General features: G+C 73.5%; 26 protein-coding genes. 15 read left to right on the top strand and 11 right to left on the bottom strand.

All coding sequences use genetic code 11. From position 1 onward, the window contains the following. Positions 1–33 precede the first annotated feature (33 nt). The 5 genes from IE290_RS30010 to IE290_RS29990 are packed head-to-tail and all read right to left on the bottom strand — an operon-like array spanning position 34 to position 5,175. A complete protein-coding gene (locus tag IE290_RS30010) occupies positions 34–1,419 on the bottom strand; it encodes an acyl-CoA carboxylase subunit beta (protein WP_191248055.1) in 1,386 nt (461 codons plus the stop codon). A gap of 10 nt (positions 1,420–1,429) precedes the next feature. Further along, complete coding sequence (locus IE290_RS30005; RefSeq protein ID WP_191248054.1) at positions 1,430–1,681, bottom strand: acyl carrier protein; 252 nt, start codon at positions 1,679–1,681, stop codon at positions 1,430–1,432. 4 nt (positions 1,682–1,685) lie between these two features. Then, entirely contained in the window at positions 1,686–2,927 is a 1,242-nt protein-coding gene (locus IE290_RS30000) for a ketosynthase chain-length factor (RefSeq protein ID WP_191248053.1), read from the bottom strand. Next, positions 2,924–4,192, bottom strand: coding sequence for a beta-ketoacyl-[acyl-carrier-protein] synthase family protein (locus IE290_RS29995; protein WP_191248052.1), 1,269 nt, complete (start codon positions 4,190–4,192; stop codon positions 2,924–2,926). The genes IE290_RS30000 and IE290_RS29995 overlap by 4 nt, the downstream gene beginning before the upstream one ends. Further along, positions 4,189–5,175, bottom strand: coding sequence for an acyltransferase domain-containing protein (locus IE290_RS29990; RefSeq protein ID WP_191248051.1), 987 nt, complete (start codon positions 5,173–5,175; stop codon positions 4,189–4,191). Before IE290_RS29990 ends, IE290_RS29995 begins: the two co-directional genes overlap by 4 nt. 259 nt (positions 5,176–5,434) lie before the next feature. Here IE290_RS29990 and IE290_RS29985 point away from each other — a divergent pair, with 259 nt between their 5' ends. Genes IE290_RS29985 through IE290_RS29950 form a run of 8 tightly spaced genes read left to right on the top strand, consistent with a single transcriptional unit; the run spans position 5,435 to position 14,228 of the window. Then, positions 5,435–6,550, top strand: a complete 1,116-nt coding sequence (locus tag IE290_RS29985) for a ketoacyl-ACP synthase III family protein (protein WP_229874799.1) — start codon at positions 5,435–5,437, stop codon at positions 6,548–6,550. A 29-nt stretch (positions 6,551–6,579) separates the two neighbouring features. After that, positions 6,580–8,151: an ABC transporter substrate-binding protein gene (locus IE290_RS29980; RefSeq protein ID WP_191248050.1), complete on the top strand. Its 1,572-nt coding sequence runs from the start codon at positions 6,580–6,582 to the stop codon at positions 8,149–8,151. A 1-nt stretch (position 8,152) separates the two neighbouring features. Beyond that, a complete protein-coding gene (locus tag IE290_RS29975; protein ID WP_191248049.1) occupies positions 8,153–9,115 on the top strand; it encodes an ABC transporter permease in 963 nt (320 codons plus the stop codon). Beyond that, positions 9,112–9,960, top strand: a complete 849-nt coding sequence (locus IE290_RS29970; RefSeq protein WP_191248048.1) for an ABC transporter permease — start codon at positions 9,112–9,114, stop codon at positions 9,958–9,960. Before IE290_RS29975 ends, IE290_RS29970 begins: the two co-directional genes overlap by 4 nt. Further along, positions 9,954–11,564, top strand: a complete 1,611-nt coding sequence (locus tag IE290_RS29965; protein WP_191248244.1) for a dipeptide ABC transporter ATP-binding protein — start codon at positions 9,954–9,956, stop codon at positions 11,562–11,564. The genes IE290_RS29970 and IE290_RS29965 overlap by 7 nt, the downstream gene beginning before the upstream one ends. A gap of 36 nt (positions 11,565–11,600) precedes the next feature. After that, positions 11,601–12,383 (top strand): SDR family NAD(P)-dependent oxidoreductase, encoded by a 783-nt coding sequence (locus IE290_RS29960; RefSeq protein ID WP_229874797.1) that lies wholly within the window; start codon positions 11,601–11,603, stop codon positions 12,381–12,383. A 23-nt stretch (positions 12,384–12,406) separates the two neighbouring features. Next, positions 12,407–13,354 carry an aromatase/cyclase gene (locus IE290_RS29955; RefSeq protein ID WP_191248047.1) on the top strand — a complete coding sequence of 316 codons (948 nt, stop codon included), beginning with the start codon at positions 12,407–12,409 and terminating at the stop codon, positions 13,352–13,354. Beyond that, a complete protein-coding gene (locus IE290_RS29950; protein WP_191248046.1) occupies positions 13,347–14,228 on the top strand; it encodes a DUF1684 domain-containing protein in 882 nt (293 codons plus the stop codon). The genes IE290_RS29955 and IE290_RS29950 overlap by 8 nt, the downstream gene beginning before the upstream one ends. 95 nt (positions 14,229–14,323) lie before the next feature. Here the strand turns inward: IE290_RS29950 and IE290_RS29945 are convergent, their stop codons facing one another. Continuing rightward, the gene (locus IE290_RS29945) at positions 14,324–15,730 is read right to left on the bottom strand and encodes an MFS transporter (RefSeq protein ID WP_229874796.1); all 1,407 of its coding nucleotides are present in this window, start codon (positions 15,728–15,730) and stop codon (positions 14,324–14,326) included. A gap of 99 nt (positions 15,731–15,829) precedes the next feature. On the opposite strand from IE290_RS29945, the gene IE290_RS29940 reads away from it, so the two are divergent. The 4 genes from IE290_RS29940 to IE290_RS29925 all read left to right on the top strand — a co-directional run bounded on the left by IE290_RS29940 (position 15,830) and on the right by IE290_RS29925 (position 18,986). After that, complete coding sequence (locus tag IE290_RS29940; protein ID WP_191248044.1) at positions 15,830–16,480, top strand: TetR/AcrR family transcriptional regulator; 651 nt, start codon at positions 15,830–15,832, stop codon at positions 16,478–16,480. A 136-nt stretch (positions 16,481–16,616) separates the two neighbouring features. Next, positions 16,617–17,717 (top strand): acyl-CoA dehydrogenase family protein, encoded by a 1,101-nt coding sequence (locus tag IE290_RS29935; RefSeq protein WP_191248043.1) that lies wholly within the window; start codon positions 16,617–16,619, stop codon positions 17,715–17,717. Then, on the top strand, positions 17,704–18,642 hold the full coding sequence (locus IE290_RS29930) for a 3-hydroxyacyl-CoA dehydrogenase NAD-binding domain-containing protein (protein WP_191248042.1): 939 nt from the start codon (positions 17,704–17,706) through the stop codon (positions 18,640–18,642). The genes IE290_RS29935 and IE290_RS29930 overlap by 14 nt, the downstream gene beginning before the upstream one ends. Next, the gene (locus IE290_RS29925; RefSeq protein WP_191248041.1) at positions 18,639–18,986 is read left to right on the top strand and encodes an antibiotic biosynthesis monooxygenase family protein; all 348 of its coding nucleotides are present in this window, start codon (positions 18,639–18,641) and stop codon (positions 18,984–18,986) included. Before IE290_RS29930 ends, IE290_RS29925 begins: the two co-directional genes overlap by 4 nt. Here the strand turns inward: IE290_RS29925 and IE290_RS29920 are convergent. Further along, positions 18,955–19,866, bottom strand: a complete 912-nt coding sequence (locus IE290_RS29920) for an MBL fold metallo-hydrolase (protein WP_229874795.1) — start codon at positions 19,864–19,866, stop codon at positions 18,955–18,957. The genes IE290_RS29925 and IE290_RS29920 overlap by 32 nt on opposite strands. Positions 19,867–20,037: 171 nt before the next feature. Here IE290_RS29920 and IE290_RS29915 point away from each other — a divergent pair, with 171 nt between their 5' ends. Both IE290_RS29915 and IE290_RS29910 read left to right on the top strand, forming a co-directional pair. After that, positions 20,038–20,493 carry a nuclear transport factor 2 family protein gene (locus IE290_RS29915; protein WP_191248040.1) on the top strand — a complete coding sequence of 152 codons (456 nt, stop codon included), beginning with the start codon at positions 20,038–20,040 and terminating at the stop codon, positions 20,491–20,493. Positions 20,494–20,509: 16 nt separating this feature from the next. Beyond that, positions 20,510–21,544, top strand: a complete 1,035-nt coding sequence (locus IE290_RS29910; RefSeq protein ID WP_191248039.1) for a carbohydrate kinase family protein — start codon at positions 20,510–20,512, stop codon at positions 21,542–21,544. 10 nt (positions 21,545–21,554) lie between these two features. Here the strand turns inward: IE290_RS29910 and IE290_RS29905 are convergent, their stop codons facing one another. From IE290_RS29905 to IE290_RS29890, 4 genes are all read right to left on the bottom strand, one after another. Continuing rightward, on the bottom strand, positions 21,555–22,835 hold the full coding sequence (locus IE290_RS29905; RefSeq protein WP_191248038.1) for a family 4 glycosyl hydrolase: 1,281 nt from the start codon (positions 22,833–22,835) through the stop codon (positions 21,555–21,557). Positions 22,836–22,854: 19 nt separating this feature from the next. Then, entirely contained in the window at positions 22,855–23,079 is a 225-nt protein-coding gene (locus IE290_RS29900; RefSeq protein WP_191248037.1) for a biotin/lipoyl-binding carrier protein, read from the bottom strand. A gap of 146 nt (positions 23,080–23,225) precedes the next feature. Then, the gene (locus IE290_RS29895) at positions 23,226–23,555 is read right to left on the bottom strand and encodes an LLM class oxidoreductase (RefSeq protein WP_229874794.1); all 330 of its coding nucleotides are present in this window, start codon (positions 23,553–23,555) and stop codon (positions 23,226–23,228) included. A 135-nt stretch (positions 23,556–23,690) separates the two neighbouring features. Then, on the bottom strand, positions 23,691–24,134 hold the full coding sequence (locus IE290_RS29890) for an ester cyclase (protein ID WP_191248036.1): 444 nt from the start codon (positions 24,132–24,134) through the stop codon (positions 23,691–23,693). Positions 24,135–24,252: 118 nt separating this feature from the next. Between IE290_RS29890 and IE290_RS29885 the strand changes: the two genes are divergently transcribed. Beyond that, a complete protein-coding gene (locus tag IE290_RS29885) occupies positions 24,253–26,559 on the top strand; it encodes an ATP-binding protein (protein WP_191248035.1) in 2,307 nt (768 codons plus the stop codon). Positions 26,560–26,877 lie beyond the last annotated feature (318 nt).

Genomic DNA, 26,877 nt, shown 5'->3' with positions numbered 1-26,877 from the left:
GTGCCGCCCCGGGCCCCCGGGGCGGCACACCGCTCACAACGGGATGTTGCCGTGGGCACCGCGCGCCGGGCCGCGCTCGTGCAGCGCCCGCGCCACCGCGCTGCGGGTCCGGTCCGGTTCCACGACCTCGTCGACCACACCCAGTTCGACCGCGGCACGCACCCCACCGGTCTCCCGTTCGTGCTCGGCCACCAGCCGTTCCTCGAGTGCCGCCCGGTCCTCGGCCGCCGCGAGCTCACGCCGTCGCAACAGCCGGACCGCGGCGGTCGCGCCCATGACGGCCACCTCCGCGCCCGGCCACGCGATCACGTGGTCCGCGCCCAGCCCGCGGCAGTTCATGGCGATGTAGGCGCCGCCGTAAGCCTTGCGCAGGATCACGCTCACCCGCGGCACGGTCGCCTCGGCGAACGCGTGCAGCAACTTGGCCCCGCGCCGCACCACGCCACCCCACTCCTCCTTGACGCCGGGCAGGTAGCCGGGCACGTCGACGAGCACGACCAGCGGAACGCCGAACGCGTCGCACATGCGCACGAACCGGGCCGCCTTCTCCGCCGACTGCGAATCCAGGCACCCGCCCTTGCGGATCGGGTTGCTGGCCACCACGCCGACGGTCGCGCCGCCGAGCCTGCCCAGCGCGGTGACGATGTTGCGCGCCCAGCCGGCGTGCAGCTCCTCCGGCGGGCCGTCGAGCAGGGCCTCGACCACCGGGTGGACGTCGTAGGCCCGCCTGGCCCGTTCCGGCAGCAGGTGGGCGAAGGGCCGGTCGGGCACCCGGGCGGGGTCGACGTGCCCGGGCGCGGCCAGCAGTTCCACGATCGCCGCCGCCCTGACCAGCGCGTCGGCTTCGGACCGCGCGACCACGTGCGTGACTCCGCTCGTCCGCCCGTGCTGCCCGGGCCCGCCGAGGCTCTCCGCGTCGATCTCCTCGCCGGTGACCTCCCGGATGATCCCGGGGCCGGTGATGAACACCCGCGCCTCCGGCGCCATGATCACGACGTCGGTGAGCGCGGGCCCGTAGGCGGCTCCGCCCGCGGCGGCGCCGAGCACGACGGAGACCTGCGGAATCCGGCCCGAGGCCCGGGTCATCGCCGCGAACACGCGCGACACCGCGTGCAGGCTGCCGATGCCGTCCTGCAGCCGGGCGCCACCGGAGTGCCACAGCCCGACCACGGGTAGGCCGGCCTCCAGCGCGTGCTCGTAGGCGGCGACGATGATGTCGCAGTTGCCCGCCGACATCGCACCCGCGCTGACCCGCGGATCGAGTGCGAAGACCGCGCACACCACGCCACGGAGCTGGGCGATGGCCCACACCCCGCCGTCGCGCTCTCCCCGGGGCACGACGGTGCCCGCGTCGGCGAGGGCACCGATCCGCGTCAGCGGTGCGCGGGCGTCCTGTTCCGTTCCAGCGACGGCCGTCATCGCCGCGGCCTCACGCGCGCGCCGCCGCGTTGACGCGGTCGAGCAGCTCGCGGGGGGTCTCGATCTGGTCGACGTCGTCGTCGCTGAGGGTCACGCCGTACTCGCGGGCGATGCGGGCGGCGGTCTCCAGCAGCGCGAGCGAGTCGTAGCCCAGCTCGGCGAAGGGGGTGTCGAGGATCTCGGCGTCGAGGTCGACGCCGTCGTCCTCGCCCGCGGCGGAGCGCAGGATGTCCTTCAGGGCGGTGATGGTCAGTGTGCTCATGGTGCTACTCCTTGGTGTGGTTGGGTTTTCCGGGCCGGGGTGCGCGCACGACCAGCGCCGCGTTGAATCCGCCACGACCGCGGGCCAGGACGAGCGCCGTGGTCAGCGCGGCGGGACGGGCCCGGCCGAGGACGAGGTCGATCTCGTGGGCCGGGTCGGTGGCACGGACGTGCACGGTGGGCGGGATCGTCTGGTCGCGCAGGCTCAGCAGGGCGGTGGCGGTGTCCAGACCACCGGCTCCCGCGTAGAGCCGTCCGGTGCCGGTTTTCGGTGCGGTGACCGGGATTCCGCCGGCGCCGAACAGCGCGGTGATCGCCGCGGCTTCGCGCCGGTCGGCCGCGGGGCGGCCGGCGGCGTCGGCGAAGACCACATCGACGTCGCCGGGTTCGAGCCCCGCGTCGGTGATGGCCTGCCGCGCCGCGCGCAACAGCCCGTCCGCGGCCGGGTCGCGGGGGTCCGGATCGAAGGTGGCCGCGTACCCGGCGATCTCGCCGAGCACCTGGGCGCCCCGCTCGCGCGCGAACTCGGCGTCCTCCACCACGAGGATGGCACCGCCCTCGGCGGGCACGTGACCGCCGGCCTCCCGGGTGAACGGCAGGTACGCCAGGTCCGGGTCGCCCGCGCCGCTGAGATCGCCGGTGCTGAGCTGCCCGGCCAGACCGAGCGGGCACAGGGCGCTGTCCACTCCCCCGGTGACGACGGCCGCCGTGCCCTTGCGGATCTGCCGCCGGGCCACGCCGAGCGCGTCGAGGCCGCCCGCCTGGTCGGCGACGATCGTGGCTCCGGGCCCGCGCAGGCCGTGGCGGATCGAGATCTGACCGGTGTTGACCGCGTAGAACCACGCGAACGACTGGTAGGCGCTCACGTGCTGAGCACCCAGCTGCCACAGGTGCTGCAGCTCGCGCTGCCCGAACTCGAACCCGCCCATCGACGACGCGGTGGCGATGCCGATGCCGAACTCGGGCGCCTCGGCGGCGGTGAGGCCGCTGCCGGAAAGCGCTTCCGCGGCGGCGGCCAGGGAGAGCCGGGTCCCGTGGTCGGTCTGCGGGAGCAGCCGGGACGGCACGTGCTCCTCCGGGACGAACCCGGGCACCTCGCCCGCCAGGCTCACCGGGTAGGGCGCCGGGTCGAACCGCGTGATCGGGCCGATCGCCGACTCCCCCGCGGCCGTGGCGCGCCAGTACTCCTCCGTGCCGATGCCGGTCGGCGCGACGACGCCGATGCCGGTGACGACCGCGCTGGTCATGCCGCCGTCCTTTCCGGCGCGGTGAGCACCACGGCGCTCTGGAAGCCGCCGAATCCGCTGCCGACGCTCAAGACGGTGTCGACGGTCTGCTCACGCGCGACCAGCGGGACGTAGTCCAGGTCGCAGTCGGGGTCGGGCTCGTGCAGGTTCGCCGTGGGCGGGACGACGTCGTGCTCGATCGCCAGCGCGCACGCGGCGAGTTCGAGGGCCCCGATGGCGCCCAGCGAGTGCCCGATCATCGACTTGATCGAGCTGACCGGCACGCGGTAGGCGTGCTCGCCGAGGCTGCGCTTGAACGCGGCCGTCTCGTGGCGGTCGTTCTGCTTGGTGCTGGAGCCGTGCGCGTTGACGTAGTGCACGTCCGACGGCGCCAGCCGGGCCTCGTCGAGCGCGAGCCGGATCGCCTCGGCCATCTCCACACCGTCGGTGCGCAGCCCGGTCATGTGGTAGGCGTTGCACCGGCTGGCGAAACCGGAGACCTCCGCGTAGATCCGGGCGCCACGGCGACGGGCGTGCTCGGCTTCCTCGACCACCAGGATCGCCGCCCCCTCCCCGAGCACCAGCCCGTTGCGGGTGCGGTCGAACGGGCGGGAGGCGTGCTCGGCGGCGTCGTTGCGCGGCGAGGTCGCCTTGATCGCGTCGAAACAGGCCAGGGTGATCGGGGAGATCGGCGCGTCGGTGCCGCCGGTGACCACGACGTCGGCGCTGCCCTCGCGGATCAGGTCGAGCGCGTGCCCGACCGCGTCCAGGCCCGAGGTGCACCCGTCGGAGACCACCGACACCGGCCCGCGCGCGCCGGTCAGCCGGGCCAGCTCGACGGCCATCGAGCTGGGCACGAAGTGGTCGTAGAGCTCGCGCACGGCGTAGTCCGGGTCGACCAGCCAGTCGCGGCCACCGTCGGAGAGCACCACGTATTCGCGTTCCATCGCGGTGGTGCAGCCGACCGCGGTGCCCAGCGCGACGCCGGTCCGCTCGCCGGGCAGCGCGCCGGTTTCCAGCCCGCTGTCCTCGACCGCCTCCCGCGCGGCGACGACGGCGAACTGGGCGGCGCGGTCGAGACGGCGGATCTCCCGCGGGCTGAGCCCCGCACCGGCCGGGTCGAAATCGACTTCGGCCGCGATCCGCGACCGGTACGGCGACGCGTCGAACAACGAGATCGGCGCGGTCGCGGACACGCCGTCGGTGAGCTGTTTCCAGTAGGCCGGGACGCCGATGCCGCCGGGTGCGACGGCTCCGATCCCGGTGATGACTGCTCGTCTGGTCATGGCAGGACTGCCTCACTGGTCGGGGTGGCGGCCGCGAAGATCTCCGCGACCGTGCTGGTGAACTGCGCGGCGTCGCCCCCGGCCCGTGCCGGGAGCAGAGCCACGGCGCGGGAACCGGCGGCGGTGACCGCGGGGTGGCGGCGGGCCAGTGCCGTCAGGCCCTGGCCGGGACCGGTTTCCACGAACAGGTGCCTGCCGGACTCCGCCGCCGCGGCGAGCGCGTCGGCGAAGTACACCGGCCGCGCGGGCTGGGCGGCCCAGAAGGCGGGATCGGTCGCTTCGGCCGCGGTCAGGAGCTTCCCGGTGTACCCGGAGTAGACCGGCAGTTTCGGCGGGGCGAGCGGGAGCCGCCGCAACGTGGGCAGAGCTTTGTCGGCGTAGGGCTGGAGAACGGGGCTGTGGAAGGGATTGCGCGTACGCACCGGGCGGACGGTGATCTCGGCCGCACGCAGCCGCCGTGCGGTGTTCGCCAGCGGCGCGGACGGGCCGGCGAGCATGATCTGCCGGGCCGCGTTGACCGCACCCACGTGCACTTCCGCGTCCAGGTACGGGATGACCTCGGCGACCGAGGCGGCGACGGCGAGCATCCCGCCCGGTGGCCCGTCCGCCAGTTGTGCCACCCGCTCGGCCAGCACCTCGGCGGCGTCGTGCAGCCGGAAGACCCCGGCGACCACCGCGGCGACGACCTCGCCGACGCTGTGCCCGGCCAGTGCCACGGGCTCGATCCCCTCGCCCCGCAGCGCGGTGGCCAGCGCGTAGCCGATCGCGAACAGCAGCGGCTGCGAGCGGCGCAGGTCGTCCAGTTCGATCTCCGGGTCCGGGCCGAGCCAGTCCGCCCGGATCCGCGCGCCTTCACCGCCCCACAGCGCGAAAACCTCGTCCACGGCCGCGCGGAAACCGTCGTGCGTGTGGTAGAGATCCACCGCCATCCCCGGGTGTTGCGCGCCCTGGCCCGGTACCAGCAGGACGACCGATCGCGTCATGGCCACCTCCGTTTTCCTTCCCGGTGAACGGATGCTGCCCGGCGCCGCTGGCGATTCGCTGGAGCCCGGGCAGGAAACGGATCAGCGCGCGTTCCACCCCGATTCCAGCGAGCGGCCCGACCATGACCGGGCCAGCGGTGCCGCGCGATCCGCCATCGCCTGGCAGGGCGGCCGACCCGGTCCGCCACGAGCCGCCGGCCGTTTTCGCCACGAACGAGTGCGGCCGGCGGCTGCCGCCGCGAGAGACGGGGAAGAACCAGTGCGGACCGAAGAACTCCACATCGCCGCGGTGGCGAGCGCGCTGCCGGACCGCGTGCACACCGCGGACGCCCTCGCGTCCGGGCAGTGCGACCGGCGCGTCGCCGAGCAGACCGGGATCGTGTCGGTGTCGGTGTCCGAAACCGCTTCGGCCGCCGAGCTGGCCGCCGAGGCCGCGGTGCGGGCGATGCGCCGATCCGGCGTGCCACCGGAGGACCTGCGCATCGTGCTGCACGCCGACGTGCACTACCAGGGCCACGACCTGTGGGCCCCGGCCTCGCACGTGCAGGACGCCGTGGGCGGGAGCCGGTGCCCCGCGGTGGAGATCCGGCAACTGTCCAACGGCGGGATGGCCGGTCTCGAGCTGGCGGCCCATGTGCTGCGCGGGCACGAGTCGCCGGCCGCCGCGCTGGTGACCACCGGCGACACCTTCGGCCTGCCCGGGTTCGACCGGTGGCGCAGCGATCCCGGCACCGTCTACGGCGACGGCGGCACCGCGGCGGTCCTGACCAACCACGGCGGTTTCGCGGTGGTGCGCAGCGTCGCGACGGTGTCCGACCCGACCCTGGAACGGATGCACCGCGGGAACGACCCGTTCGGCCGCATGCCCTTCAGCGTGCGCGCCCCGATGGACCTCGAGGTCCTCAAACGCGACTACCTGGCCTCGGCCGGGGTCGGCGCCGCGGTGCGCAAGGTCGTGGAGGGCCAGCGGGAGGCGCTGACCACCGCGCTGAAGGACGCCGAGGCCGACCTGTCCGACATCGACTGGTTCGTGCTGCCGCACTTCGGCCTGCGCCGCCTGACGGCCGGGTATCTCAAGGCCTGGGACATCGACCTGGACGCCACCACCTGGCCGTGGGGCCGCACGATCGGGCACCTCGGCGCGGGCGACCAGTTCGCCGGGCTGGAACAGCTCGTGCTCTCCGGGCGCGCCCGGCCCGGCCAGCGGCTGCTGTTCGCCGGGGTCGGCGCGGGGTTCAGCTGGTCGTGCGCCGTCGCCGAGCTGACCGCCGTGCCCGTGGAGTGGGACCCGGCGCCCCGCCACCAGCCAGACTCCAGCGATTTTCGACCGGCCGAACCCAGGCTCGGCAGCCAGGACCACCCAGCCGGCTCTTGACAGGCCGCGCACAACGAAGGACAGGACACATGCGAAACATCGTGCGCAGGCGCACCGGCGCGCTGGTGCTGGCGGTCGCCGCGGCCTCGGCCGTGGCCGCGTGCTCGGCGGGCTCGCCGGGCAGCACGGGCGACGCGGGCACCCCGCGTCCGGGCGGGACGCTCCGCTTCGGACTGGACTACACGCCCTCGTGCCTCGACCCCCAGCAGGCCGGTGAAGGCCCCAACCTCGAGGTCCTGGAGTCGCTGACCTACCAGGACCCGCGCTCGGGGGACATCGTGCCGTCGCTCGCCTCGTCCTGGGAGGTCGGTCCGGACGCGAAGACCTTCACGTTCCACCTGCGGGACGGGGTGACTTTCAGCGACGGCTCCGCCCTGGACGCGAGCGTGGTCAAGGACAACCTGGACGGGATCACGAAACTGGGCGCCACCGCCAGCAACTCCGGCGCCAACCTGGCCGGCGTCACCGCGGTCACCGCGCCCGACCCGCACACCGTGGTCGTCACGTTCGGCGCGCCCAACGCGCAGTTCCTCCAGGCCACCTCGACCCCGGCGCTGGCCGTCCTGTCGCGCGGCTCGCTCGCGGTGCCCGCGGCCGAGCGCTGCGCGGGCAAGATCGTGGGCACCGGCCCGTTCGTGCTGACCTCCTACACCGCCAAGCAGGAGATCGTGCTGTCCAAACGCCAGGGCTACGCGTGGGGCCCGCCGTCGTGGCAGCACACCGGCGACGCCTACCTGGACCGCGTCGAGATCAAGGTGCTGCCCGAGGCCGCCACCCGCACCGGCAGCCTGTCCTCGGGCCAGCTCGACGTGAGCAGCAACATCGCGCCGCAGGACGAGCCGCAGTTCGACGGCAACGGGTTCACCCTGCTCAGCCACAACAACCCGGGCGTCGTGCTGAGTCTCTACCCCAACGAGCGGCGCCCGGTGCTGCAGGACAAGACCGTCCGGCAGGCGCTGCAGAAGGCCGTCAACCGCCCCGAGGTGATCTCGACGTTCCTCAGCCCGCGGTACCGTGCGGCCACCAGCGTGCTGTCCTCCACCACGCCCGGCTACACCGACCTCGGCGCGGCACTGGCCTACGACCCCGACGGCGCGAAGGCGCTGCTGGACGCGGCGGGCTGGCGGCCCGGACCGGACGGCATCCGCGTCCGCGACGGCGCCCGGCTGAGCCTGGACGTGATCTTCGGCAGGCCGCAGAGCCTGGAGCTGATCCAGCAACAACTGAAGACCGTCGGCATCGAACTGACCCTGCGGCAGCTGCAGATCTCCGAGCTGCAGTCCCAGTTCGCCGCGGGCAACTTCGACTTCTTCCTGCTCAACTCGACCCGCGCCGATCCGGACGTGCTGCGCACCCTGTTCGGCCGCGCGCAGCTGACCGGCGCGGACGCGCTCAAGGCGGCGCTGGCCACGCAGGCCGGATCGCTGGACCCGCAGGTGCGGCAGCGGGCCGCGGCCGACGCCCAGCGGAGCCTGGTGGAGGACGCGCACGTCATCCCGGTCAACGAGCAGGCGCTGGTCATCGGGGTCAGCGACAAGGTGCACGGGATCGGGTTCACCGCGACCTCGGGCGTCTCGTTCTACGACGCCTGGCTGTCCTGACATGCCCGGTGGTCTCGCGAAAGCGCTGCGCCGCGCCGGTCAGGCGGTGTTCGTCGTGTGGGCGGCGTTCACCGGCGCGTTCGTCGCGCTGTACCTGCTGCCCAGCGACCCGGTCACGCTGATGCTCGCGCAGAAGGCGGGTGGGGACACGGCCGTGATCGACCCGGCGCAGGCCGCGCAGCTGCGCAGCGCTTACGGCTTCGACCGGCCGCTGTGGGAGCAGTACCTGACGCTGCTGGGCCGGGCGGTCACGGGCGACTTCGGCGTCTCGGTGCAGACCGGGGAACCGGTGCGCGGCCTGGTGCTGGGTGCCCTGCCGCAGACCGCGGGCCTGGCCGCGTTCGCGTTGCTGCTGGCGCTGGCCGGTGGTGTCACGCTCGCCCTGCTCGCCGGCCTGGCCCGCAACGGGTTCCTCCGCCAGCTCCTGGAGTCGGTGCCGGCGGCGGGCGTGTCGATCCCGTCGTTCTGGCTGGGCCTGCTGTTGTTGCAGCTGCTGGCGTTCCACTGGTCGCTGTTCCCCGCGACCGGTGGCGACGGGTTCGCGAGCCTGGTGCTGCCCGCGATCACGCTCGCGGTGCCCACGGCGGCGATCATCGCGCAGGTGCTGGGCCGGAGCCTGCGGGAGACCCTGGCCCAGCCCTACGTCCAGCTGGCGCAGGCCAAGGGCGCGAGCCGGACGTGGATCCTGTTCCGCCACGCGCTGCGCAACGCGAGCCTGCCCGCGGTGACGATCACCGGGATCCTGGTCGGCAACCTGCTCGGCGGCGCCGTCGTGGTGGAGACCGTGTTCGGGCGCCACGCGCTCGGCGCGGTCACCGTGGACGCGGTGTCCAACCAGGACCTGCCCGTCGTGCTGGGCCTGGTCGTGCTCGCCGCGGTGGTCTACGTCGTGGTCAGCCTCGTGGTGGAGGCGATCTACCCGCTGCTGGACCCGCGCGTCCGCCCGGTGGTGAGGTCCCGGTGACCGCCCTCGCCCCGTCCCGGTCCCGGTCCCGGCTGCGCGCGCTCGCGCGGCAGCCCGGTCTGGTCCTGTCGGTTCTGGTGCTGCTGGTGGTGGTCGCGTGGGCGCTGGCGCCGGGGCTGTTCACCGCGCAGGACCCGGTCCAGGGCGTGGTCGCGCAGCGGCTTCGGCCGCCCAGCGCCGAGCACTGGTTCGGCACCGACTACCTCGGTCGCGACCTCTACGCGCGGGTCGTGCACGGCGCGGCGCTCTCGCTCAGCGCGACCGTGGTCGCGGTCGGAGTCGCGCTGGTCGCGGGCGCGCTGATCGGCGCGCTCGCCGGATACGCCGGCGGCTGGGTCGACGGCGCGTTGATGCGGTTGATGGACGTGCTGCTCGCGATCCCCGGCCTGCTGCTGGCCCTCGCGCTGGTGACCGCGCTGGGGTTCGGCGTGCTGCAGGTCGCGGTCGCGGTGGGCGTGGTGAGCGTCGCGAACTTCGCGCGGGTGACCCGGGCCGAGGTGCTCACGGTGCGCCACGCCGACTTCGTCACCGCGGCCCGCGGCGGTGGCGTGCGCGGTCCGGGTGTGCTGGTGACGCACGTGCTGCCGAACTCGGCCGGCCCGGTGCTGTCGCTGGCGGCACTGGACATCGGCTCGATCCTGCTGACCGTGTCGGCGCTGAGCTTCCTCGGCTTCGGTGCCGCGCCGCCGACCCCGGAGTGGGGCGCGCTGGTGGCGGGCGGCCGCGACTACCTGCGCGCGGCGTGGTGGCTCACGACTTTCCCCGGGCTGGTGATCGCGGTGGTGGTGCTGTCCACCAACCGCCTGGCCCGGGCACTGGAACAACGGCGACGGGAGTCCTGGTGACGCTGTTGCGTGTGGACGGTCTGCGCGTCGCCTACGGCGCCGCCGAGGTCGTGCGGGGCGTGGACTTCACCGTCGCCCGCGGCGAAACCGTCGCGCTGGTGGGCGAGTCGGGGTCCGGCAAGAGCACCGTCGCGCACGCCGTGCTGCGGTTGCTGCCCTCGGGCGGCCGGATCACCGGCGGGACGATCTCCCTCGGGGACGAGGAGCTGACGCGGGCGGCGGAGTCGCGCATGCGGCAGCTGCGCGGCTCCCGGGTCGCCCTCGTCCCGCAGGACCCCGGCGCCTACCTCAACCCGGTCAAGCGGATCGGTGAACAGGTCGCCGAGGTGCGCCGGATCCACCGCCTCGCGGCCGGGGAACGGGCCGCGGCGGACGCGGTGAAGCTGCTGACCACGGCCGGCCTGCCGGACGCGGCGAAACTCGCCCGGCGCTACCCGCACGAGCTCTCCGGCGGGATGCGGCAGCGGGTGCTGATCGCGATCGCCCTGGCCGCCGAGCCCGCGCTGATCGTCGCCGACGAGCCGACCAGCGCGCTGGACGTGACCGTGCAGCGGGTGATCCTCGACCACCTGGGCGGCCTGAGCCGGGAGCTGGGCATCGCGGTGCTGCTCATCACCCACGACCTCGCCGTCGCCGCGGAGCGGGCGGACCGGGTGCTCGTGATGCGCACGGGCGAGATCGTGGAGTCCGGCCCGGCGGAGCTGATCCTCAGCCGCCCGGGGCACGACTACACGCGGGCGCTGGTCGCGAGCGTCCCCGGCGGCCGGGCGCCCGAACCACCCGCCGCGGACCGCACGCACCCGATCGTCGAGGTGGATCAGCTGCGCCGCACCTTCCCCGGTCAAGAGGCGCCCGCGGTGGACGGGGTGACCCTGGCGGTCGCCCCGGGACAGGCCCTCGGCCTGGTCGGCGAGTCCGGTTCCGGGAAATCCACCGTGGCGCGCCTGATCGCGTGCCTGGACCGCCCGTCGGCGGGCCGGGTGGTGCTCGACGGGACGGACACGGCGACAGCGAGCGGGGGCCGTCTGCGTGCGCTGCGCCGGACGGTGCAGCTGATCCAGCAGAGCCCCTACACCGCGCTGGACCCGCGGTTCAGCGTTGGACGCAGTGTCGCCGAACCGTTGCGCGCGTTCGGGATCGGCGACCGCCGGTCCCGGCGAGCCCGGGTGGCCGAGCTGTTCGACCTGGTCCGGTTGCCGCGCGACCTGCTCACCCGCAGGCCCGGCGAGTTGTCCGGCGGGCAGCGGCAGCGGGTGGCGATCGCCCGGGCGCTGGCACTCGAGCCGCGGCTGCTGGTGTGCGACGAACCGGTGTCCGCACTGGACGTCACCGTGCAGAGCGCGATCCTCGACCTGCTGGCCGAGCTGCGCGCCGAGTTCGGCCTGGCGTACGTGTTCATCTCCCACGACCTCGCCGTGGTGCGCCAGCTGTGCGACCGGGTCGCCGTGATGCGCCGCGGCCGGATCGTCGAAACGGGCGCCACCGAAGCCCTGTTCGCGAACCCGGGCCACGACTACACGCGCGAGCTGCTGGAGGCGATCCCGAAGGCGGCGACGGCTTCGAGAGCGACTCCAGACAGCCTGTACCCGGCGGGCACACGCTGAGGCGCACATCGTCATTCCCCGAAGGAGCTGGAAACAGTGAGCTATTCCCCGAAGGTGGCCTTCGTGACCGGCGCGACCAGCGGCATCGGCCTCGCCGTCACCCGGACACTGGCGGAGCGGGGTGTCTCCGTGTTCGGAGTCGCCCGCGACGCGCACAACGTCGCGACCGTCGTGGAGAAGTTGCGTGGAGAGGGGCTGGAGGTCTCCGGCACCGCCGCGGACGTGACCTCGGTCGAGGACATCCGCCGCGCGGTCACCGCCGCCACGGAGCGGTACGGCCGGATCGACGTGCTGGTCAACAACGCCGGGCGCAACGGTGGAGGCGAGACCGCCACCATCGCCGACGAGCTGTGGCTGGACGTCATCGACACCAACCTCACCAGCGTGTTCCGCGTGACCAAGGAGGTCCTGACCACCGGGCGGCTGCTGGATGGGCCGGCCGGCCGCATCGTCAACATCGCCTCGACCGGCGGCAAGCAGGGCGTGGTGCTGGGGGCGCCGTACTCCGCGTCCAAGCACGGCGTCGTGGGCTTCACCAAGGCGGTCGGCCTGGAGCTGGCCAAGACCGGCATCACGGTCAACGCGGTGTGCCCGGGTTACGTGGAAACGCCGCTGGCGCAACGGGTCCGCCAGGGTTACGCCGCGCACTGGGAGGTGTCCGAAGACGACGTTCTCGAGAAGTTCCAGGCCAAGATCCCGCTCGGCCGCTATTCCACCGCCGAGGAGGTCGCCGGCCTGGTCGGCTACCTCGTCTCCGACGTGGCCGCCTCCATCACGGCGCAGGCGCTCAACGTGTGCGGCGGGCTGGGCAACTACTGATTCACGACACCAAGGGAGCAACGATGCCGACACCGGCACTCCACCACACCCACCACACGGTGGCGATCGCGGCGCCACCGCGGGTGGTCTACGACCTGGTCGCGGACACCTCCGGCTGGCCGCACACCTTCTCCCCCACCGTGCACGTCGAGAAACTCGACGGCGACGACCACACCGAGCTGCTGCGGATCTGGGCCTTCGCCAACGGCGAGGTGCGTGACTGGACCTCGCGGCGGGAGCTGGACCCGGTCGCGCTGCGCGTCGCCTTCCGCCAGGAGGTCAGCTCGCCGCCGGTGCTCGCCATGGGCGGCGAGTGGCTCATCGGCGACGCCGGCGACGGCACGACACTGGTCGAGTTCCGGCACGACTTCTCCGTCGAGAACGACGATCCCGCCCACGTCGACTGGGTCACCGCGGCCATCGACCGCAACACCGGGGCCGAGCTGGACGCCCTGCGCGCGGCGGCCGAGCTCGGCGCGCGGCGCGCGGATCTGGTGTTCTCGTTCGAAGACTCGGTGACCGTGCGCGGATCGCTGGCCGAGGTCTACGACTTCGTGTACCGGGCGGACCTGTGGGACCAGCGCCTGCCCCACGTCGCCCGGCTGGCGTTCAGCGAGGACACCGCCGGCGTGCAGACGATCGACATGGACACCCGCTCGGCCGACGGCTCGGTGCACACCACCAAGTCGGTCCGCGTGTGCTTCCCCGGCGAGAGCATCGTCTACAAGCAGACCACGGTGCCGCCGATCATGTCCGCCCACACCGGACGGTGGCGGTTCACCGAGACCGGCGACGGTGTCGAGGCCACCTCGCGGCACACCGTCGTCCTCCGGCCGGAGAAGGTCACCGAGGTACTGGGGCCGGAGGTCACTCTCGCGTCGGCGCGCCAGAAGGTGCGTGCGGCACTGGGCACCAACAGCCTGGCCACCCTGAAGCTGGCCAAGCAGAACGTGGAGGCAAGCCGTGTCTGATCTGCCCGCGGCCGGGACAGCGCGGTCCGCCGCGCGCCTGCACGCCGAGTGGACCGAGTTCCGCCGCGCCTGGCTGGACTTCCTGAGCGCGCCCTACGGCCTGCTCTCCCCCGTCGGGCTGTACTGGCTCGGCGACCGCCCCGAAAGCTTCGACGAGGTGCCCGGCTCGTGGTGGGTCGAGGACTCGCGGCGGATCCTGGTGCGCGCCGCCGCCGGGGACGGCCTGGTGCTGGACGACCGGCCGGTCGACGGGGTCACCGAGGTCTTCGACGTCGCACGCCCGCGCAACATCCGGCCGGTGCGCCACGGTGAGGTGGTGATCAGCCCGGTGCTCTTCCCCGCGCAGACGTCCCAGCCGGCGCAGCTGGGGATCCAGCCGCGCGACCCGTACGTGGCGAGCAGGCGGCTCGAGCTGGGGATCCCGACCTACCCGTTCGATCCGAAGTGGATCGTCCCGGCGCGGTACGAGCCCTACGAGGGCCGTCGCCCGGTGGTGCTGCGGTCGGTGGTGGAGAACAAGGTCAAGGACCTGGGGATCTTCGGGCGCGTGGTGTTCGAGCTGGCCGACGGGGAACACACGCTCGAGGTCTACGCCGGGCCGGAACACGAGCTGCACATCCCCTTCCGGGACCGCACCAGCGGGGTCACCACGTTCGCCGGGGCACGGCTGGTGTTCGCGCCGCGGCCGGCGAGCGCGAACGGGGGCGCGTTCGAGTTCGATCTGGACTTCAACCGCTCGGTCAACGGGCCGTGCGGGTTCTCGCCGTACACCACGTGCGCACTGCCCCCGCCGGGCAACACGCTCCCGGTCGCGGTCGAGGCCGGTGAGCAGCTGCCGCTGTGGATGGAACAGCCGTCCGCCTGGGCTCGCTGAACCGCTTGCCGAGAAGCGGTGCCCCGTTCCACGAACGAGGCACCCCTTCATCTTTCGCGGTGCGTGGGGCGCCGGGCGCCCCACGACCCCCAGCATCACCCGGCCGCGGACCGCGGCTTCCCCGGAGCGGCCGCCGCGGCGGCGAGCGCCACCACCGCGATGATCGCCGCGATGGCCAGTGCCAGCACGTATCCGGACTCCGGGCTCCGCGCGCCCGAGGCGACGGCGGCCAGTGCGGCCAGGCCGATCGCGCCACCGAGCTGACGCGTCGCGTTGATCAGCCCGGACGCCAGGCCGGCCTGGTTCATCGGCAGGCCCGCGGTACCGGCCATCGTCGCCGAGGCCATCACCGCGCCCTGCCCGATGCCCACCACGATGGTCGGTCCGAGCACTCCCCCGGCGAACGTCGACGCGGTGGTCAGCAGCGCCAGCCAGCCCAGCCCGACCGCGGTCAGCGCGAGCCCGCCCAGCAGCAGCGTCCGCGGCCCCCATTTCGGCAGCAGCTTCGCCGATCCGCGCGCCGACACCGTCAGGGCCGCGGCCAGCGGCAGGTAGGCCAGCCCGGCCGCGACCGGCCCGTACCCGAGCACCTGCTGGAGGAACAGCGTGAGGAAGTAGAACATCGCGAACAGCGCCGCCCCGCTGGCGAACACGACGAGGTTCGCGGCCACCACGTTGCGGTGCCGGAAGATGTCCAGCGGCAGCAACGGGTCCTTGGCCAGCCGCGCCTGGTCGAGCACGAAGAAGGCGAGGACCACCACGCCGCCGCCGAGCGCGACGAGCGTGTGCGCCGAGGCCCAGCCGTGGGCCTCGGTGCCGACGATGCCGTAGACGAGGGCCATCACGCCGACCGTCGCGGACAGGCCGCCCCACAGGTCGAGCGTGCGCCCGCGCCGTCCGGTGTCCACATCGGACACCACGCGGGCCGCGAGCACGAGCAGCACCACGCCGATCGGGACGTTGATGAACAGGATCCACCGCCACGACAGCAGGCCCGTCAGCAGACCGCCGGCCAGCGACCCGACCGCGCCACCGGCGCCGACCACCCCGCCCCAGATGCCGAAGGCCCGCGCCCGGGTCTCCGGGGTGGTGAACGTCGTGGCCAGCACGGTGAGGGTCGCCGGCGCGACCACGGCAGCGCCCAGACCCTGGATCGCGCGGGCGATGACGAGCAGGGTCGCGGAGTTCGCGAGCCCGCCCAGGAGACTGGCCACGGTGAACACGGCGATGCCGGTGAGGAACGTGCGCCGCCTGCCGAACAGGTCGGCGAGCCTGCCGCCGAGGAGCAGGAACCCGGCGAACGCGATCGTGTAGGCGTTGACCACCCACTGCAGGCCGGGCGCGTCGAAGCCCAGGCTGGTGCGGATGGTGGGCAGCGCGACGTTCACGATCGACACGTCGAGCACGACCATGAACTGCGCGGCGCAGCACACGGCGAGGATCAGGCCGGTCGCCTGGCGGGCCGGTGCTGGTGGGGACGACGTGCTGGGTTCCGAGGTCACGGAAGGCTCCTTGAACGGGGACTGATCGGAGCGGAGCATACCGTTCCGATAGCTGCTTGTCGATCGAACGGAACGATCCGCTCCTGTAGACTCCGCACCGTGGCAACCGTGGCTCGCAAACCCTCCGCCGGTGGCCGTCGCGCCGAGGCGGAACGCAACGACGTGACCGTGCTCGCCGCGGCCCGCGACGTGTTCATCGAGCACGGGTGGGACGCTCCGGTCTCCGCGGTGGCCGCCAGGGCCGGGGTCGGCATGGGCAGCATCTACCGCCGCTACCCCAGCAAGACCGACCTGCTGCGGGAGATGTGCCTCGGCGCGATGCGGCGCGCCACCGAGGAGGCGCGCGCGGCGCGGGAGGAGGAGCCGGACGGCTGGTCGGCGCTGCGCCGGTTCATGCGGTGCATGGTCGAGGCGCGCTCGTGCTCGTTGTTCGTGCTGATCGGCAATTCCGCCGCGGGCGGGGAGATCGGCGAGGCGGTGGCGGCGCTGCGCGCCGAGATGGACGCGCTGGTCGACGCCGCGCACCGGCAGGGCGCGCTGCGCGAGGGCGTCACCTCCGCCGACATCTACCTGCTGCTGACGCAGCTGCGCTCGGCGCCGAGCATCGACGCGGCCCGGGCCGCCGCGCTGCAGCTGCGGTTCCTCGACGTGATCCTGGACGGGCTCGCCGCCCCCGGCGTCACCGCGCTGTCCGGCGCCGCGGCGACCTGGCCGGAACTCGTCTTCCGGGACGCCCCCGAACTCAGCTGACTCAGAACTCAGCTGACTCAGAGCTGGGCTGACCCCGGGCGCGATCGCCGCTCGACCCGGTCTCCAGCCGCCGCCACCACCCTGGGCATGCCCGGTTCCGCCGTAGCGGAACCCCGATCACACCAGGGAGACGCGGATGGCAGCCGACCCGCACGTCCTCGACGCCGCGCACGCCCGCTCCGTCGCCGCGCGTCACTCCGGCCACGCCGACGACCACCGCACGGTCGGCCCGGAGACAGTGGAAGCCGTGGTGGCGGCCGGGTTCGCGCGCCACCTCGTGCCCGCCCGCTGGGGCGGCGCGGAAGGCGGCTTCGCCGACCTGACCCGCGCCGTCGCCGAAGTGGGCCGGGGCGACACGTCCGCCGCGTGGCTCGCCTCGTTGTTCGCCTACTCCGCCCGGCTCGGCGCATACCTGCCCGAGGACGGGCAGGCCGAACTGTGGGACAAGGGACCGGACGTCCTCGTCGCCGCGGCGCTGGTGCCCGGTGGCCGGGCCAGGTCGACGCCGGAGGGCTGGCGCGTCAGCGGGCACTGGCCCTACACCAGCGGGATCGACACGGCGGACTGGGCGCTGGCCTGCACCCGCCCGGACGACGGGGACCCGGTGTTCGTCGCGGTGCCGCGCGCCGACTTCACGACCGCGGACAGCTGGCACACCGTCGGCATGCGCGGCACCGCGAGCCACACGCTGATCCTGGACGACGTGCTCGTGCCGCCGCAGCGGGTGTTCCGCAGCGCCGACGCGGCCGCCGGCCACAGCGTCGGCAACCCGGGTCCGGTTTTCGAGGTCCCGCTGCGGGCGATCAGCGGGCTCACGTTCACCGCTCCCCTGCTGGGCGCCGCGCGGGGCGCCTTCGACGACTTCCGCGGCACGGTGCGGCCCGGTTCCCCGGTCCCGGTGGGCGTGGCCCGCGCGGACGGGGAGACCGACGCCGCGGAATTGCTGGTGCACCGCGTGGCGGTCACCGCCGACCGGGGCGGCGCCGGCCCGGCGGAGGTGGCGCGCGGCCTGCGCGACAGCGCGCTCGCCGCCTCCTTGCTCGTCAGCGCCGTGGACCGGCTGGTCACCGCAGCCGGGACCGCGGGGCAGTCCCGGGGCCGTCCGCTGCAACGGTTCTGGCGGGACGTGCACACCGCCTCCAGTCACGTCGCGCTGCGTTTCGACAAGGCGTCGGCGGCGTGGCTGCACCTTCTCGAAGAGTCGACCGACCAAAGGAGTGTTGATGAGCACGCATGACTCCCCGGCCGTCGCCGTTCTCGGCGGCGGGACCATCGGCGCGAGCTGGGCCGCCCTGCTAGCCGACGCCGGCTACCGGGTCCGGGTCGCGGTGCGCCGGACGGAGACCGCGCATGCGGTCACCGCGGCGGTCCGCCTGCACGCGCCCGCGCTGGCCGCCGACGCCGACGCGCTGCTCGCCCGGCTGACCGTGACGACCGACGTCGCCGAAGCGGTCACCGGGGCGGAGGTGGTGCTGGAGAGCATCAGCGAACGGCTGGCGGACAAGCAGGAGCTGTTCGCGGCGGTGGAACAGGCCGCACCGGCGGACGCGCTCCTGCTGTCGTCCACTTCGACGCTGCTCCCGGACGCGATCGGCGCGCGGCTCGCCCAGCCGGGCCGGGTCCTCATCGCGCACCCGTTCAACCCGCCGCACGTCATCCCGCTGGTAGAGGTGCTGGGCGGTCCGGACACCGAGCCGAAGCTCGTCCGGCGGACCACCGAGTTCCTCACCGCGCTCGGCCGCACGCCGGTGGTGCTGCGGCGGCCCATCGCCGGGTTCATCGCGAACCGGCTGCAGACCGCCCTGCTGCGGGAAAGCATCCACCTGATCCAGCAGGGCGTGGCCACCGCGGCCGACATCGACGACGCGATCACCGGTTCGCTCGGTCCGCGCTGGGCGGTGGTCGGTCCGTTCCAGGCGCTGCACCTCGGGGGCGGGCCGGGCGGTATCCGCCAGTGGTTCGGCCACATCGGCGCCGGGCTCGCCGCGGGCTGGTCGCAGCTGGGCACGCCGGATCTGGACGACGACGGCATCGCCGAGCTGATCGCCCAGACCGAAACCGCGTACGGCACGGACGGCTACGAGCAGCGGGTCGCCGCCCGGGACCGCCGTCAGCTCGCCGTGCTGGCCGCGCTGCGCGACGAGGAGGGGGACGCCCGATGAGCGAGTTCACGACCACCACGATGATCAACCCCATCACGGTCATCGGGGACCCGGTGCGGTTCCGGGAGATCATCGACCTGATCGCGGCCTACATGAGCGAGCAGGACGGGTTCGTGCGCCTGCGGTTCTTCCAGTCGCACACCCACGCCGAGAAGTACTACATGCTCGCCGAGTGGCGGGACCTGGACGCGCACCAGGCCGCCGCCGACCGGCGCTCACCCGAGGTGCTCGGCTGGTTCGCCGAGCTGAAGGAGCTGACCGAGGTGGCGCCGGACTTCTTCGCCACCCTGGCCGCCCGCGACTCGGCGCCGCTCACGCGTGGCACGCAGGCGCCGCCCCGTTGAAGGTGACCATCTCACCGAAGGCTTCGAGGATGTCCAGGGGCGCCCCTTGCGGGAGTCCCTGGGCCTCGGCCAGGCCGCGGCGGATGTTGGGCACCAGGCGCTCGCTGTCCAGCCACCCGGCGAACGGGCCGGCACCGGCGGCGGCCGCGATCTCCAGGGGCGTGCGGCCGGCGGCGTCGGCGACCAGGTCGCGGATCCGGTGGAAGTAGGCCAGGTTCGCGTCGATGACCTCGGGCCCGGCGACCGGGCCGTGGCCCGGCACGACGACCGCGGGATCCAGGCGCCGCAACGCCTCCAGCGCCGCGACCGACCCGCTGATCGAGCCCATCAGCGTGAACGGGGTGACCCCGCTCATCACCACGTCACCGGTGTACAGCACACGCCGCTGCGGGATCCACACCACGGTGTCGGCGACCGTGTGCGCCGGGCCGACGGTGATCAGCTCCAGCCGCAGTTCGCCGATCCGCACGGTCAGCGCCTCCTCGAACGTGACGACCGGGGGCCGCACGCCGACCGCGCCCCACTCCACGTCGCGCCACAGCTGCTGGAGGTTCAGGCCGTTCTCGATGATCCCGGCGCGGGTCGGCTCGTTCGCCACGATCAGCGTCTCCGGCGCGAAGAACACGTTGCCGAAGGTGTGGTCGCTGTGGTGGTGGGTGTTGACGAGCACCGACGGCCGGTCCGCGCCCACGCCCGTCGCCGCGGCCCTGAGCCCCAGCGCGCGCCGTTCGGTCGCCGCGGTGTCGATGACGGCGGACTCCCCGCCGGAGACGACGACCCCGGCGTTGTTGACGCACCAGCCGCCGTCGGGCTGGACGTAGGCGTAGACGCCCTCGGCGACCTGTTCGATCTGCCCGAGGCGTTCCGAAGTGGCGGTCACGGCACTCTCCGATCCGGTGGATCCCTTCCACACCAAGGCAGGTTCCCAGCGGGTGGTCGAATCGCGGTCGAAGGAGGCTGCAGCCGCCGGGCGGTCCCATCGACCGCGCCTCCAGCGAACCTCCAGTCCGCGCGGCCAGGCTCGGCGGAGATTCCCGAGCCAGGAGGGCACATGCCGCACATCGATGTCACCGACCGCGCCCGCGTTTACGCCGAGGTGCAGCACTTCTTCGCCCGGCAGATCCGCTTGCTCGACTCCGCCGACGTCGAAGGGTTCGCGGCGACGTTCACCGAGGACGGCCGGATGCACCACGCGTCGCGCGACGACGACGTGCGGGGCCGCGCCGCGATCGTGGAGTCGTTGCGGGCGAACTTCGCCCAGCACGAGGGTGTGGTGCCCCGGCACTGGTTCGACAAGCTGCTGATCGAGCCGTCGGGCGAGGACACCGTGACGGTGTCGTACTACGCGCTGGTGACCCTCACGCACGCGGACGGTTCGGTGACGTTCCTGCCCACCTGCCTGGTCGACGACGTCCTGGTCGTGCGCGACGGGCAGCTGCTGACGAAGTCGCGCTCGATCACGCGGGACGACCTGCTGCTGGTGCCCTCGGCCCGGCGCGCGTCCTGACGTCGCCATGACGGGCATGGCTGCGGAGCCGGTGGACGTCTTCTGCGCCGGCACGGTGTTCTTCGACGTCGTCCTGACCGGGCTGCGCGGGTTTCCCGCACTGGGCACGGAGGTGCGCGCGCCGGGGATGGGGTCGAGCCCGGGCGGGATCGCGAACCTCGCGGTGGCCCTGTCCCGGCTCGGCCTGTCGACCTCGCTCGCCGCGATGTTCGGCACCGACGCCTACGGCGACTACTGCTGGGAGGTGCTGTCCGCTCACGAGGGGGTGGACCTGGGACGGTCCCTGCGGTTCCCCGGCTGGCATTCCCCGGTGACGGTGTCGCTGGTGGTGGACGGGGAACGGACGATGGTGACCCACGCCCACGACGGGCCGGTGCCGTTGGACACCGCGATCGGGCGGCCGCCGCGGGCGCGCGCCTACTTCGTCCACCTGGGCACCGAGGAGCAGAACTGGCTGCGGTTCGCGCGCGAGTCGGGCGGGCTGGTGTTCGCCGACATCGGGTGGGAGCTGTCGGCCGCGTGCCGCGAGCAGGCGCTGGACCAGCTGCGGCACTGCGACGTGTTCCTGCCGAACCGGGACGAGGCGCTGGCGCTGACCGGGCAGCGAACGGTCGAGGCGGCGCTGCGCGAGCTGGTCCGGCACGTGCCGCTGGTGGTGATCACGTGCGGCGCGGACGGTGTGGTGGCCGCGGACCGGGCGAGCGGCGAGGTGGTGTCGGTCCCGGCGCTACCGGTGGAGGCGATCGACACGACGGGCGCGGGCGATGTGTTCGCGGCGGCGTTCGTGCTGGGCACGCTGTCCGGATGGGCGACGCCCGAACGGGTCCGGTTCGCGACGCTGTGCGCTTCGCTGTCGGTGCGCCAGTTCGGGGGCTCGCTGGCGGCGCCGGGCTGGCACGACATCGCCACCTGGTGGCGGGAGGCGGACGAGGAGCTGCGGCAGGATTACGCGTTCGTCGCGGGGCTGCTGCCGAGCCACCGCCTGGTCCCGGTACGCCGGGCGAGCGCCACGCTGGCCGCGGTGAGCGGGCGGGCCGAGCCGGCACGGTGACCGCCGCGCCTCAGCGCAGCGCCTGCAACTCCGGGTGCGCCGCCCGGTACCGGGCCACCAGACGCCGCGCCACTGATCGGTCACCCACCAGCGGGTGGGCCGCGAAGGCGTCCTCGGCCAGCGCCCGCGAACCGGTCAGTGCCGCGGTGATCGTCGTCCGCTCGGCGGTCTTCACGGCGCGGGCCAGGGCGAGCTGCGCGTCCGGCAGCGGGTCCCCGGCGATCGGGTGCGCGCCGCCCGTGTCCACCAGGCACGGGACCTCGACGATCGCGTCCGCGGGCAGGCCGGGCACGGCACCGCGGTTGCGGACGTTCAGCACCGGGGTCGCCGCGCCGTCGCCGGCCAGGGCCCGCATCACCGCGACGGCCATCGCCTCGTAGCCGCCGCCCGCGGGTTCCCCGCTCGCCGGCGCGGGCGACGGCGAATAGGTCGCTTCCCGCTCGGCCAGCGTTTCGGTCCAGAGCCGTGCCGCCGCCGACGGCTCCGCCAGGGCGGCGCGGTAGAACGCTTCCTGGCGTTCGTGGAGGAACGCGCCCCGAGTGGGACTCCTCCGCGCCTTCTCGATCGCGGCGGCCGTGGCGTAGTAGTAGTACAGGTACTCGTTCGGGATCATGCCCAGCTCACGCAGCAGCGGCACGCCGAAGAGCCTGCCCTCCTCGATCGCGCCGAGCCGGTCCCCGGCGAGCAACCCGGGCAGCCGGTCGGCACCGGCCACGCGGACCGCGCGCAGCCAGCCCAGGTGGTTCAGCCCGGCGTAGTCGAACGACGCCCTGTCCTCCGGGACACCGAGCAGCCACGCGACGCGCCGGAACAGGCCGGCCGGGGAATCGCAGATCCCGATCACCCGGTCCCCCAGCACCGCCGCCATGGCCTCCGTGATCATTCCGACCGGGTTGGTGAAGTTGACGACCCACGCCGCGGGCGCCAGCTCCGCGATGCGGCGGGCCAGCGCCGTCAGCACCGGAACGCCGCGCAGCCCGTAGGCGAGCCCGCCCGCGCCCGCGGTCTCCTGCCCCAGCACGCCGCAGTCGAGGGCGATGCGTTCGTCGATCACACGCCCTCGCGTGCCGCCCACGCGCACCGCGCAGAACACGAAGTCCGCACCCGCCAGCGCCGCGTCGAGATCGGTGTGCGGCACGACGCCGGTGTTCCCGAGGACCGCGCCGATGGCCGCGAGCCGCCGGGGGTCGCTGTCGTAGAGGGCGATCTCCCGGACCGCGCCCCACCCCGCGACGGCGCGGTGGATGAGCGGTGTGCGGAACCCGCCACCACCGATGATCGTCAGGCGCACGACCGGGTCCGTTCCACCCTCACGGCACCTGCTCGACGACGGCCAGGAGATCGCCCTCCTGGACGACGTCACCGACGCGCACCGCCAGGTGGCTCAGCCGGCAGGCGGTCCCGGTCAGCACCGGGATCTCCATCTTCATCGACTCCAGCAGCAGGACCGCATCACCCGCCACGAGGTCGGCCCCGACGCTACGGGCAACCTCGATCACCTTGGCGACGATCTCCGCGTGAATTCGCTCGGCCACCCCACCAGGGAAGCAGGCAGCGCTGGAATCCCGCTGGAGCCGGGCTCGGCGCTGGGCGATCCGGGCCCGGCGGCCGAGCGCTTCTCCCCTAGGGATCGGCCGGCCGTGCGGGATCCACGGCAGTGACCTGGTTCGGGGCGGCCGGCTCAGTCGAAGCGCGGGGTCGGCGAAGCGGCCCGGAAGTGGCCGCGCAGCGTCTCGGTTTCGTAGTCGTGCCGGTAAATGCCCCGCCTGCGCAGCAGGGGAACCAGCTCGTCGGCGATCACCTCCAGCCCGTCGACCAGCACGTCGGGCTGGAGGTTGAACCCGTCGATCGCTCCGGAGTGGAACCAGTCCTCGATGTGGTCGGCCAGCTGTTCCGGCGTCCCGACGAAACCCGCGTGCCCGGAACCGGTGTAGCGCGTCTGCCGCAGGTACTCGCGCACCGTCGGGTTGGTGCGGCGGATCTGCGCGACGATCGATTCGCGGACACCCATGCTGCCCTGAAACGTCTGCGGATCGGCCGGGGCGGCGAGGACCTCCTCGGGGAACGGCTCGGACCGGCCCGCCGGCGGCGGCCAGCCGGCGGACCACGAGCGTGCCGAGACGGCCGGTGCCGCCTGCGACGAGGATCATCGGTCCGCGCCGGTCGCGGCTGGCGCCGGCACGGCGCCGACGGCGAACAGGAAACCGGAGATGTCGACGACGTCCCAGTGTTCGGCGAGACGGCCGTCGCGCAGCAGGTGGATGTCGGCACCGCGGGCGGTGACCGCCTTCCCCGTGGGCGCGAACCCGAACCATTCGCCCTCGTGCACGCCGTCGTTGCGCCACATCACGACCACAGTGTCCCCTTCGGCCACGACGTGCTCGATCGTGAAGCGGGGGTGGAACGCGGCGCGGATCATGCTCACCCGCTGCTTCAGACCCGCCACGCCCTGCGCCTGGCCGGGGAACGGGTAGTGCTCGACGTGGTCGGGGCAGGTGATCTCGTCCAGCACCTCCAGCCGGCCCTGGTTGCCGGCCTCCTCGTAGAGCCGCAGCACCGTCTTCTTGTTCTGGTCCGTGTTCGCCGACATTGGGCTCACCTCCGGGGTTTTCGGTCCCGATGAGCATCTCCCGCGGCCGTCGTTTGGCACCATGAAACGAGGTCACCGTTCGGGTCACCGTTTCGGGCACAGCGGGAAGGCGGCGATCGTGACCGACGACGAGCTGGGCGCGGTGCTGCGGAAGCTGCGCGCGACCTCCGGGATGACCCAGGAGGAACTGGCCGCACGCGCCCGCATCAGCGCCCGCACGGTCAGCGACATCGAACGCGGCCTGCGGACGGTGGTGCACCGCGACACCGTCCGACGGCTGGCGGCGGCGCTCGCGCTGGGTGAGTACGACCGGGCCCGGTTCGAGGCGCTGGCCCGGCGCACCGAACCGGCTGCGCCGCCCGTGCTGCCGGCACCCCCGACCGGGCTGGTCGGCCGGGAGCGGGAACTGACCGTCGTCACGCGCAAGCTGGGAGACCCGGCGGTGCGGTTGCTGACGCTGACCGGGCCCGGTGGCATCGGCAAGACGCGGCTGGCGCTGGCGGCGGCCGGGCGGGTGGCCGCGCAGTTCGGCGACGGGGTGTTCTTCGCCGGCCTCGGTGAGCTGACCGATGCCGCGCTGGTCGCGTCCGAAGTGGCCCAGGCGCTCGGGGTGGTGGTGCGCACCGGCGCGGACGTCGCGGATGAGCTCGTGCGGCACCTGGCGCAGCGGCGGGTGCTGATCGTGCTGGACACCTTCGAACACCTCACCCCGGCGGTGCCGCTGGTGTATGCGCTCACGCTCGGCTGCCCGCGCGCCACGTTTCTCGTCACCAGCCGCAGCGCGCTGCGGCTGCGCGGGGAACACGAGTACGCCGTGCCGCCGCTCGCGGTACCGGAGGGTGAGGTCGGGTCCGCGGACATCACGCGGTGGCCGGCCACGACGTTGTTCTGGCAGCGGGCACGAGCGGTGCGGCCCGACCTCGTCCTCGACGACGACACCGCGGCGCTGGTGACGGCGATCTGCCGGAAGCTGGACGGGCTCCCGCTGGCCGTCGAACTCGCCGCGGCACGGGTCAAGCACCTGCCGCTCGCCGCGATCCCCGCGCAGCTCGAGCGCCGGCTGCACCTGCTGGTCGGCGGGCCGCTCGACGCGCCGGTTCGGCAGCGCGCCATCCGCGACACGGTCGCGTGGAGCCACGACCTGCTCGGCCCGCGGGAACAAGCCGTGCTGCGCCGGTTGTCCGTGTTCTCCGGTGGGTGGGACCTCGACGCGATGGCGCCGGTGACCGGGTGCGATCCCGCCGACGCGCTGGCGGCGGTCAGCGCGCTGGTGGATCAGAGCCTGGTCGCGCTCGACCACGGCCGCCGCGAACCCCGGTACGACATGCTCGACGTCGTCCGCGAGTACGCCGCGGACCGGCTCGCCGCCGCGGGGGAAACCGCCAAGGTGCGGCGGCGGCACGCGCTGCACTACCTGGCCGTGGCCGAGTCCGCGGAACCGCATCTGGTGCGCACCGGGCACGAGGCGTGGTTCCGCCGCCTGGACACCGACCGCGCGAACCTGCGGCGCGGTATGGCGTGGGCCATCGACACCGGTGAAACCGACCTGGCCCTGCGGTACACGGTGGCGCTGTGGCGGTACTGGCGGCAGCTGGGTGAGCTGGCGGAGGGCCGGCGCTGGTCGGAGTCCGCGCTGGCGGTCGCCGGGCCGTCGCCGCCGTCGCTGCGCGCGAAGGCGTTGTGCGCGGCGTCGGCGCTGGCGTTCCCGCAGGGCGACCACACGCGGATGGCCGAGTTCGCCGCCGAGGCGCTCGAGCTGGCGCACCGCAGCGACGACCCCCTGGACCTGCGCAACGTGCTGACGATCCAGGGGATGGTCGCCATGTGGCGCGGCGACTACCGGCAGGCCCTCGAGCCCTACCGGCGCAGTGTGGACATCTGCCGCGGGCTCGGCACGAGCTGGTACCTGGCCACCTCACACCTGAACCTGGGCACGGCGCTGTTGCACACGGGCCGGGTCGAGGCGGCCGCCGCCGAGTTCGAGGAGGCGTTGCGGGTGTACCGCGAGCTGGGTGACGACGTTTTCGCCGCCCGGGTGCTCAACCATCTGGCGCACACCGCGCTCGCCCGCGGCGACCTGTCCGGGGCGGATCGGCTGGCGCGGCAGGCGCTCGCCGGTGCGGTCGAGCAGGGCGAGCGGCAGGGCATGGCGGAGGGCCTGGAAACGCTGGCGGCGCTCGCGGCGCGGCGCGACCGGCCCGAGCGGGCGGCCGAGCTGGCCGGAGCCGCCACCACGATCCGCGACGCCATTTCGGCCCGGGCCGCCCCGTTCGACAGCGCGATCACGGCCCCGGTCACCGACGCGGCCCGCGCCCGGACCGGCCCGGCGCGGTGGACGCGCGCCTGGAACCGCGGCCGCACGCTCGCCCCCGGCGACGCGGTCGCCGGTGCCCTGAACGATCCGATGGTTCCGCCGGCCACCTGAGCGCCAGGCGTGTACGACACGTACGTCGAAGCGTTCGAGCATCGCGGCAAGGGCATTACGGTGTATGCCGACGGATCGGCACCACCCAGCCCGTCGACCTCGGCCAGACACCCATCAACTGCGCGGTCCGCGAACTCGCCGAGGAACTCGGCATCACCGTAACCTGCGAGGCGCTCGCTTGATTTCCTCGCCACAGCTTGGCTGGACGCGAAACAGGGGAACCACTTCCGGGAGTATGGTTTCGCAGCCGCGCCAGCCTGATGGAGCCGCTGGCTGAATGGCTCGCCGGGCAGTGCAGGCCGCTGCGAGACTCACCGG

Source organism: Amycolatopsis deserti (genome assembly GCF_014653945.1).
GTDB lineage: Bacteria > Actinomycetota > Actinomycetes > Mycobacteriales > Pseudonocardiaceae > Amycolatopsis_E > Amycolatopsis_E deserti.
This window is presented reverse-complemented; position numbering and strand designations above follow the sequence as displayed.

What these genes read in the sequence shown, in the direction of transcription:
- IE290_RS29910 (WP_191248039.1), top strand. Translation starts at nt 20,510, where the DNA reads ATGGCTGCGGAGCCGGTGGACGTCTTCTGCGCCGGCACGGTGTTCTTC.
- IE290_RS29915 (WP_191248040.1), top strand. Translation starts at nt 20,038, where the DNA reads ATGCCGCACATCGATGTCACCGACCGCGCCCGCGTTTACGCCGAGGTG.
- IE290_RS29995 (WP_191248052.1), bottom strand. Translation starts at nt 4,192, where the DNA reads ATGACCAGACGAGCAGTCATCACCGGGATCGGAGCCGTCGCACCCGGC.
- IE290_RS29930 (WP_191248042.1), top strand. Translation starts at nt 17,704, where the DNA reads ATGAGCACGCATGACTCCCCGGCCGTCGCCGTTCTCGGCGGCGGGACC.
- IE290_RS30005 (WP_191248054.1), bottom strand. Translation starts at nt 1,681, where the DNA reads ATGAGCACACTGACCATCACCGCCCTGAAGGACATCCTGCGCTCCGCC.
- IE290_RS29890 (WP_191248036.1), bottom strand. Translation starts at nt 24,134, where the DNA reads ATGTCGGCGAACACGGACCAGAACAAGAAGACGGTGCTGCGGCTCTAC.
- IE290_RS29975 (WP_191248049.1), top strand. Translation starts at nt 8,153, where the DNA reads ATGCCCGGTGGTCTCGCGAAAGCGCTGCGCCGCGCCGGTCAGGCGGTG.
- IE290_RS29990 (WP_191248051.1), bottom strand. Translation starts at nt 5,175, where the DNA reads ATGACGCGATCGGTCGTCCTGCTGGTACCGGGCCAGGGCGCGCAACAC.
- IE290_RS30000 (WP_191248053.1), bottom strand. Translation starts at nt 2,927, where the DNA reads ATGACCAGCGCGGTCGTCACCGGCATCGGCGTCGTCGCGCCGACCGGC.
- IE290_RS29980 (WP_191248050.1), top strand. Translation starts at nt 6,580, where the DNA reads ATGCGAAACATCGTGCGCAGGCGCACCGGCGCGCTGGTGCTGGCGGTC.
- IE290_RS29925 (WP_191248041.1), top strand. Translation starts at nt 18,639, where the DNA reads ATGAGCGAGTTCACGACCACCACGATGATCAACCCCATCACGGTCATC.
- IE290_RS29935 (WP_191248043.1), top strand. Translation starts at nt 16,617, where the DNA reads ATGGCAGCCGACCCGCACGTCCTCGACGCCGCGCACGCCCGCTCCGTC.
- IE290_RS30010 (WP_191248055.1), bottom strand. Translation starts at nt 1,419, where the DNA reads ATGACGGCCGTCGCTGGAACGGAACAGGACGCCCGCGCACCGCTGACG.
- IE290_RS29895 (WP_229874794.1), bottom strand. Translation starts at nt 23,555, where the DNA reads ATGGGTGTCCGCGAATCGATCGTCGCGCAGATCCGCCGCACCAACCCG.
- IE290_RS29955 (WP_191248047.1), top strand. Translation starts at nt 12,407, where the DNA reads ATGCCGACACCGGCACTCCACCACACCCACCACACGGTGGCGATCGCG.